Raw genomic sequence first — 7,216 nt, forward strand, 5'->3', positions numbered from 1 at the left:
GGCCTATTTCGAGCTTCAGGCCAAGAATTATTGAGCGCTGTCCCGCCGGGGGCTTCCCCGCGCGGAGCGCGTGAGAGAGCTGCGGTTTTGCCGCAGCCCTCTTTTGATCCGTCGGGGTCCCCATCCGGTTTCCGGATGGGGTGGGGCCGGCGTGTGCTCTGTGTGCGCACATCCCCAGGCCTATTTCGAGCTTCAGGCCAAGAATTATTGATGTTATGCGGACACACCCCGGCCGGGATGTCTGTCTGAGCTGCAATAGGGAAAGGAGCCGTCCGGTCTGCAAGACCGGACGGCTCCTTTTGTCTGAAAAGTATGGCGTCAGCCACGCACGGAGAAGGCAAACTCGATGCGCTGCTGGTAGGGTACATCCTGCCGCAGGATGTTGGAGGGGAAGGCGGGCCAGGCGGCGGCGTCAGGCCAACCCTGAGCCTCCAGAGCCACGCCGCTGCGGGGACCGTACACCGCGCCGCCCTTTCCGGCGGGGCCGGAGAGAAAGTCGCCGGTGTACACCTGAAGGCCGGGCTGGGTGGTGCTGACGTCCAGGGTGATGCCGCTCTCCCGGCTGCACAGCTGGGCGGCGGAGTGGAGCCCGGTGCGGGAGAAACAGAAGTTATAATCCACCGGAACGTCCAGCGGCTTGGGGCGGAGAAAATCCAGAGGGGTATTTTCAACCTGAAGAATACGGCCTGTAATCAAATTCCGCTGGTCCAGTTCGGTATACTCGTCGGCGGAGACCTGAAGTGTGTGCTTGTCGATGGTACCGGCGCCGGCGCCGTTGAGGTTGAAATAGGGGTGGTTGGTAAGGGACACCACGGTATCCTGATCCGCAAAGGCGGTGAACTCCAGGGAGAGGGTGTTGCTGTTGCTCCAGGCGAAGGAGACAGACACCTCCAGATTGCCGGGATAGCCCTCCTCACCGTCGGGAGAGCGGCGGCGGAACACCAGGTTGCCGCCCCGGACCTTGGCCGACCAGATGTACCGGTTAAAGCCGCGGACGCCGCCGTGGAGCTGATAGTCCCCACAGTTGGCGGAGAGGGGATAGGTCTTGCCCCCCAGGGTGACCTTGGCGCCTGCAATGCGACCGGCGCAGCGGCCGATGACAGCGCCCAGATAGGCGTCGCCTGCCTCATAGTCCTCTATGCGGTCATAGCCCAGGAGAACGTCGGTGATCTGGCCTTTCCGGTCCGGAACGCCGATCCCGCGCAGCGTGCAGCCGTAGTCCAGAACTTCTACCCATGCGCCGGAGGGATTTTCAATGCGGTAACAGGTAACGGCTTCACCTGTGCTGGTGGTACCGAAGGGGCGGGCGATCCAAACCCCGGGCTGTACACCGGTCTCGCTCATAGCGTGGAGCTCCTTTCAGACAAACAATGATGAGAGTTATTAACATATGAAAAAGTATATAACATTGGCTCCTGGTTGACAACAGAGATTTTATACGATTCTGATAGGAAAAGAAAAATAAAATGGTGAAAACAGCCGGAAGTTGGAGCTGTTCCCCCAAAAAATGTGAACACAATGTGAGAAACGCGGGGTTGGCCGGACAGAAGGGCGGGAAAGGGAAAAGGCGGGCGGAGCAATACATGGTGCAATTGGATAAAAATTCCCTGACATTGTGCCCGCAAAGTGCCGTAAAAGTATTTTTGCCCTGCGATATTTTGAAATATTGGAAATATACGGGAAAAAGGAAATATTTTAGTGGAAAAACGGGAGAACGAAAAAACTTTAACAAACTATTGACAAGGCGAAATTAACTGTTAAAATAAAGACGTACTTACCGACGGTCAGTGACCATAAGTAAGCAAGTGGAAAGAGAAAGAAACAGGAGGAACAGAAAATGAAGCGCGCGAAGAAGCTGCTCTGTGCGCTGCTGGCGGGCGCCATGCTGTTTGCCATGGCGGCCTGCGGACAGGAGAGCACAGAGCCCACCGGGGAGACGCAGCCCCAGACCGAGGTATCCGCCACGCCGGCCCAGACCGACGAGGCCCCCTTCAGCAGCGCCAAGGACGGCACCTACACCGACTTTGGCTCCGGCAGAAACGACTTTATCTATGTGGCCACTACCTTCGAGAACGGCCGCATCACCAAGGTGGAAGTGACTGACGAGAAGGAGACCCCCTCCATCGCTTCCCCCGCCCTGAACATGATCCCCGACCGGATCGTGGAGAACCAGAGCGTGAACATCGACACCATCGCCACCTGCACCCTGGCCTGCAACGGCATCATCGAGGCGGTCAAGGGCTGCATCGAGCAGGCCGGCGCCTCTGTGGACGAGTTCATGACCGACGCCACCAGCAAGCCTGAGTCCACCGGCGATGCCACCTATGACTGCGACGTGGCCATCGTGGGTGCCGGCGGGTCCGGTCTGGCGGCCGCTGTCCGTGCCGCCCAGCTGGGCCTCAACGTGGTCATGCTGGAGAAGCGCAGCGTGAGCGGCGGCGCCCTGTACGGCACCGAGTGCCACTACTCCCTCAACTCCATCGGCGACGTCATGTTCGGTATGCAGACCCAGACCCCCGAAGAGGGCTATGAGTACCACATGAACCACAACCACAACAACAGCAACCCTGAGATCGTGAAGCTGTTCATGAACAACGTGGGCACCTCCACCAACTGGATCATCAGCCTGGGCAACAACGTGGAGGCCGCCTACGACTCCTTCCGCGGCCCCAACACCTCCACCTGGCTGATGCTGGAGGGCGAGGGCCCCGGCGTGGCCGTGCGGATGCAGGCCAAGTGCAATGAGCTGGGCGTCACCACCCTGCTCAACACCACCGGCAAGAGCCTGAACATGGATGAGAACGGCCAGTGCGTGGGCGTCAACGCCGAGACCGCTGCCGGCGACAAGGTCACCGTCAACGCCAAGTCCGTCATCGTGGCCACCGGCGGCTTTGTGGACAATGAGGAGATGCTGGCCGAGTACGTGGGCCAGAACCAGGCCGACGCCTCCACCTCCGGCGGCAACCTGAAGGCCGGCGGCACCGGCGGCCGCATGGGCGAAGGCATCCAGATGTGCTGGGACGTGGGCGCCGCCAAGTTCGGACAGGAGTGGGTGGCTTACAGCCTGACCACCGTGCCCGGCTGCGCCATTGACTCCCCGGTCCACCGCGTGGGCTATCAGGGCTATCTGTGGGTCAACAACAGCGGCGAGCGGTTCTCCGACGAGACCAGCGGCTTCATGCTGGCCTGCGACCAGGAGCACGGCTTCTACTGGAGCATTCTGGACCAGTCCATGATCGACTTCATGAGCACCAACAACACCCTGTCCGGCACCTGCTTCACCCCCTCCACCAACGCCCCCATCGAGGGCCTCCAGGAGGTCCTGGACGCGGCTGTGGAGAAGGGCTTCGTCATCAAGGCCGACACCCTGGAGGACCTGGCCGCCCAGATGGAGGTGCCCGCGGACACCTTCGTGTCCACCGTGGAGACCTACAATACTTACTGCGCCAACGGCGAGGACCCCGACTTCGGCAAGACCGCTGACCGGCTGATCGCCTTCGGCGACGGCCCCTACTACGCGGTGAAGATGGTGGGCGGCATGCTGACCACCATCGGCGGCGTGAAGATCAACGAGAAGATGGAGGTCGTCAGCGAGGACGGCGACATCATCCCCGGTCTGTACTGCGTCGGCGCTGACGCCGGCGGCTTCTACGCCGAGCACTACAACTTCCTGGACAGCGGCTGCGCCAGCAGCTTCTCCTTCCTCTCCGGCAAGACCGCCGCTGAGAGCATCACCGAGGCCCTGACCGGCACGCCCGTCAGCGACGAGTGGACCGACCACGACGCCTCCATGCAGGCTGTGGCGGACATCATCGGCTACGACCTGAACCAGTAATCCCTGTCAGCGACCCGAGAGGCCTGTCTCCCCAAAGGGAGACAGGCCTCTTTTCTGCAAGCTGCACGCTGGGCGCGCATGGTGCGGCGCCGGGGTTTTCTTTTCCGCCCGGCTGTGGTATGCTATAGCTTGCCCGTCCGGGGCCGTGGGCCGGGACGGATGCGGCACCGCTATCACAGGAGGTTGGACTATGGCAAAGGGAATGGAGCGCCGCTCGCTCAAGGCCCAGGAGACCAAGCGGAAGCTGATGGAGAAGGCCGTGGAGCTCATCGGTCAGCGTGGATACAGCGGCGTGTCGGTCAGCCAGATCTGCGCGGCGTGCGGGGTGTCCAAAGGGACATATTATGTATACTATAACTCCAAAGAGGACATTGTCTACTACCTGGCCTCTGAGTTCAATAAGACGCTGTATCAGCGGCTGAACGAGGAACTGGACTATGAGAATGCCCAGAGCGCCCGGCAGCTCTACCAGCACTATGTGGAGATTTATGTAGACCAGGTGATACAGTACGGGCGCATGTTCAGCCGGGCCTATCAGGAGGGAATGCTGCGCACTGGGATCTCCCAGGAGCAGAGCCGCTCCGACCTGCCGGAGGAGCATATCTCCCGCATCATCGACTTTGGCATCCAGACCGGGGAATTCCGCCCGGATGTGGACAAGGCTGCCTTCTGGGAGCAGCTCACCATCACAAAGCTGGGCTCCAACTACGCCTGGAGCATTGAGGAGTCGGTGGACGCCCAGCACCAGCGGGAACGGGCGCTGCGCTGGCTGGGCAGCCTGGAGCTGTTTCTGCTGAAAAGATAAAAAAATATAAAAAACATGCCCGCTCTGCCGGATGAAACCGGCGGGGCGGGCGCATTTTATGCTGTACGGAGATAGGGGATCATTTCTCCCTCTGCTGGAGCTGGAGCCGATCGGCGATCATGGCGATGAACTCGCTGTTGGTGGGCTTGCCCTTGGCGTTGGAGACGGTGTAGCCGAAATACTTCTGGAGGGTCTCCAGGTCGCCCCGGTCCCAGGCCACCTCAATGGCGTGGCGGATGGCCCGCTCCACCCGGGAGGCGGTGGTGTTGAACCTCTTGGCCACCTCGGGGTAGAGCACCTTGGTGACGGCGTTGATCACGTCCATGTCCTGGACCGCGATGATGATGGCCTCCCGCAGGTACTGGTAGCCCTTGATGTGGGCGGGAACGCCGATCTCATGTATGATAGCGGTGACCGTGCTCTCCAGGCTCTGCTCCTTGGCGGCGGGCTGGGCGGCCTCCTCCTGGCTGGGCTGGATCAGCGCGGAGAGCTGACGGATGCGCTCAGCGGCAGTGGTCATACGGCAGGGCTTCATCAGATAATAGTCCGCGCCCGCCGAGGCGGCGTGGGTGGCCACCGCGCCGCTGGCAAAGCTGGAGATCACCAGCACCCGGGGCCGGGGCGTCAGGGCCGCCAGCTCGGAGAGCACCTCCAACCCATCCATTCGTGTCAGGACCAGGTCCATGGCCACCACGTCCGGCCCAAGCTCTTTTGCCAGACGAATGGTCTCCTGTCCGTCCCCGGTGGAGGCGATGACCTCCATATCGGGTTCCTCGCTGAGCGCATCGTTGAGCAGGCTGCGGAATTCCTCTCCCGCGTCCGCAGTCAGAATCCTGATTTTGTTCTCCATGTCCTCGTCCTTTCCAAGCGTGTGCTTGATGAGATAGCGCCGCGGGCCAGATGTCATTACCGGTTGGCTATAATTTACCATAAATAGACAGCGAGCGCAAGAGGAAAATGGAAATAAATGGATAAAAACGATTCGACTTTTCTCGACCGCAGAAGTCGAATGGACAGGCCCAAGGGGGGAAAAGGGCGGATTCGGCCGGTCACACAGAGGGGCGCAGTACATCGCAGACGTACTTCCGGTCGACCCGCTCGGTGCACCACACGCCGTTGTCGGACACGCCGAAGGAGCACCCGTCGGCGGCCATGGCCCGGGCGTCGATCTTCAGCACCACCGGCGCCTGCCGCCAGCGGCAGGCGGACTGCCAGGCCTTGGACTCCTCGGCCTGCATGTGGACCGCATGGCGGGACATGCGGGAGATATAGCCGCTGTCCTGAATGGCGCTCCAGGCCCGCTCGGTGGTGCCGTGGTACAGGTAGGCGGGCGGGGCGGCGGGGGTCAGCTCAGGCTCCACCCAGGGGATGGAGTGGCCCTGGCAGGCCTTGATCCGGCTCTTGTCCGGGCTGAAGCGGTAGCGGCCCTTGTTGTCGGCGGCCACAAGCTGCTCCAGCTGGGGCATGGTGAGGCGGTACCGTCCGGCCTTGTTGACGTTTTCGATGAGCTGCGCGGTGCTGACCCAGCCGTGGCGGTCCATATCCAGACCGGCATCCTCAGGGGCGTGCCGCAGCAGGCGGCAGAGATAGATGGACAGCTTGGCTTGGCTCATAATCGCGCCCTCCCGTAATATAAATTTACATAATATTTTCCATATTATAGCATAGACCGGATGGCCGGTCAATCAGGACAGCATATTCCGCACAGGCCGCAGCTCTCTGCTGCTGCGACGGCACTCGCCTTCCGCGTGATTGCGTTTTGGGGCCGCCGGACTCTATAATAAGCTCAGAACAGGGCGGCCGCCATGGGTTCGGACAGACTGGAAGATCTATGAAACAGTTCAGAAGAGGGGCAACGATGGAATTGAAATTGGGAAATAAAATCAGACAGCTTCGCCTGCAAAAAGGCGTTACGCAGGATATCCTGGCCAGGACGCTGAATGTCTCCTACCAGACGGTGAGCAAATGGGAGAACGGAGTTTCCCAAAGTTAAAGATACCACATCAATCCCACGCGGACTTTTGCTCAACCGATACAGCCGGAGGGCTGGATAACAAGAAAAGGCGGTATGCGCCCCGTGGAGGGGTAGCGTACCGCCTTTTCTTGTGGGGGTTTCCAAAGGGGGCAACGCCCCCATTTGGCACACGACTTTGCGAAGCAAAGTGTAGTGTGTTATACGCTCTGTCGGCGTTGCCGTGAAAATGCCGTTGCCGCCGGGGAGGGCAAGGGCATTTGAAGCGGCAGGAAAACAGGGCTGTGCTTGCGTGGCGTGGAGCCGCAAGCGCAGGTCTGGACTCATCAGCAGACAGGGCGTATATGAAAGCCCCAGTTCCTCGTCCTACGCTCCAACTTGTGGACAAAGTGTCCCGAAGTTGTGGCCACACTCCCGGAAAAGTAGCAGGACAACGGGCAACCGTCAAGGCTGAAATGAACGGGTTTACACCCGGCCTTGACCTCCGCCCGCTGTCCCGCTGGATGGGTGGACAAGGCGGCCAATCCCTCAAAGTGCTTGGCCGCTCTCTTTCTGATTTTGAGGTATTCAGTTTTTCAAAATTGAATAATCAAAATAAATTTTT

Annotated in this window: 7 protein-coding genes; 4 read left to right on the forward strand and 3 right to left on the reverse strand. The window is 60.4% G+C overall.

Translation table 11 applies throughout. The features are described from left to right. Window positions 1-318: 318 nt before the first annotated feature. Window positions 319-1,344, reverse strand: a complete 1,026-nt coding sequence (locus Q0K23_RS12570; RefSeq protein WP_294522916.1) for an aldose epimerase family protein — start codon at window positions 1,342-1,344, stop codon at window positions 319-321. Between the two features lie 493 nt (window positions 1,345-1,837). Between Q0K23_RS12570 and Q0K23_RS12575 the strand changes: the two genes are divergently transcribed. Further along, the gene (locus Q0K23_RS12575; RefSeq protein WP_294522919.1) at window positions 1,838-3,835 is read left to right on the forward strand and encodes an FAD-binding protein; all 1,998 of its coding nucleotides are present in this window, start codon (window positions 1,838-1,840) and stop codon (window positions 3,833-3,835) included. Between the two features lie 190 nt (window positions 3,836-4,025). Beyond that, a complete protein-coding gene (locus Q0K23_RS12580) occupies window positions 4,026-4,640 on the forward strand; it encodes a TetR/AcrR family transcriptional regulator (protein ID WP_294522922.1) in 615 nt (204 codons plus the stop codon). 79 nt (window positions 4,641-4,719) lie between these two features. Here Q0K23_RS12580 and spo0A read toward each other — a convergent pair whose 3' ends face one another. Continuing rightward, entirely contained in the window at window positions 4,720-5,490 is a 771-nt protein-coding gene (gene spo0A / locus Q0K23_RS12585; RefSeq protein WP_294522925.1) for a sporulation transcription factor Spo0A, read from the reverse strand. A gap of 199 nt (window positions 5,491-5,689) precedes the next feature. Continuing rightward, a complete protein-coding gene (locus Q0K23_RS12590) occupies window positions 5,690-6,253 on the reverse strand; it encodes an RNA 2'-phosphotransferase (protein ID WP_294522927.1) in 564 nt (187 codons plus the stop codon). 245 nt (window positions 6,254-6,498) lie between these two features. Here Q0K23_RS12590 and Q0K23_RS12595 point away from each other — a divergent pair, with 245 nt between their 5' ends. Both Q0K23_RS12595 and Q0K23_RS12600 read left to right on the forward strand, forming a co-directional pair. After that, window positions 6,499-6,633 carry a helix-turn-helix transcriptional regulator gene (locus tag Q0K23_RS12595; protein WP_294522930.1) on the forward strand — a complete coding sequence of 45 codons (135 nt, stop codon included), beginning with the start codon at window positions 6,499-6,501 and terminating at the stop codon, window positions 6,631-6,633. Window positions 6,634-6,872: 239 nt separating this feature from the next. Next, the coding region (locus Q0K23_RS12600; protein ID WP_294522932.1) for a hypothetical protein at window positions 6,873-7,216 on the forward strand (344 nt) is incomplete at its 3' end.

It is taken from the genome of uncultured Pseudoflavonifractor sp. (assembly GCF_944387275.1).
Lineage (GTDB): Bacteria > Bacillota > Clostridia > Oscillospirales > Oscillospiraceae > Pseudoflavonifractor > Pseudoflavonifractor intestinihominis.

Excerpts from the sequence above, each read along its gene's own strand:
- Q0K23_RS12595 (WP_294522930.1), top strand. The coding sequence starts at position 6,499 with ATGGAATTGAAATTGGGAAATAAAATCAGACAGCTTCGCCTGCAAAAA.
- Q0K23_RS12590 (WP_294522927.1), bottom strand. The coding sequence starts at position 6,253 with ATGAGCCAAGCCAAGCTGTCCATCTATCTCTGCCGCCTGCTGCGGCAC.
- spo0A (WP_294522925.1), bottom strand. The coding sequence starts at position 5,490 with ATGGAGAACAAAATCAGGATTCTGACTGCGGACGCGGGAGAGGAATTC.
- Q0K23_RS12570 (WP_294522916.1), bottom strand. The coding sequence starts at position 1,344 with ATGAGCGAGACCGGTGTACAGCCCGGGGTTTGGATCGCCCGCCCCTTC.
- Q0K23_RS12580 (WP_294522922.1), top strand. The coding sequence starts at position 4,026 with ATGGCAAAGGGAATGGAGCGCCGCTCGCTCAAGGCCCAGGAGACCAAG.
- Q0K23_RS12575 (WP_294522919.1), top strand. The coding sequence starts at position 1,838 with ATGAAGCGCGCGAAGAAGCTGCTCTGTGCGCTGCTGGCGGGCGCCATG.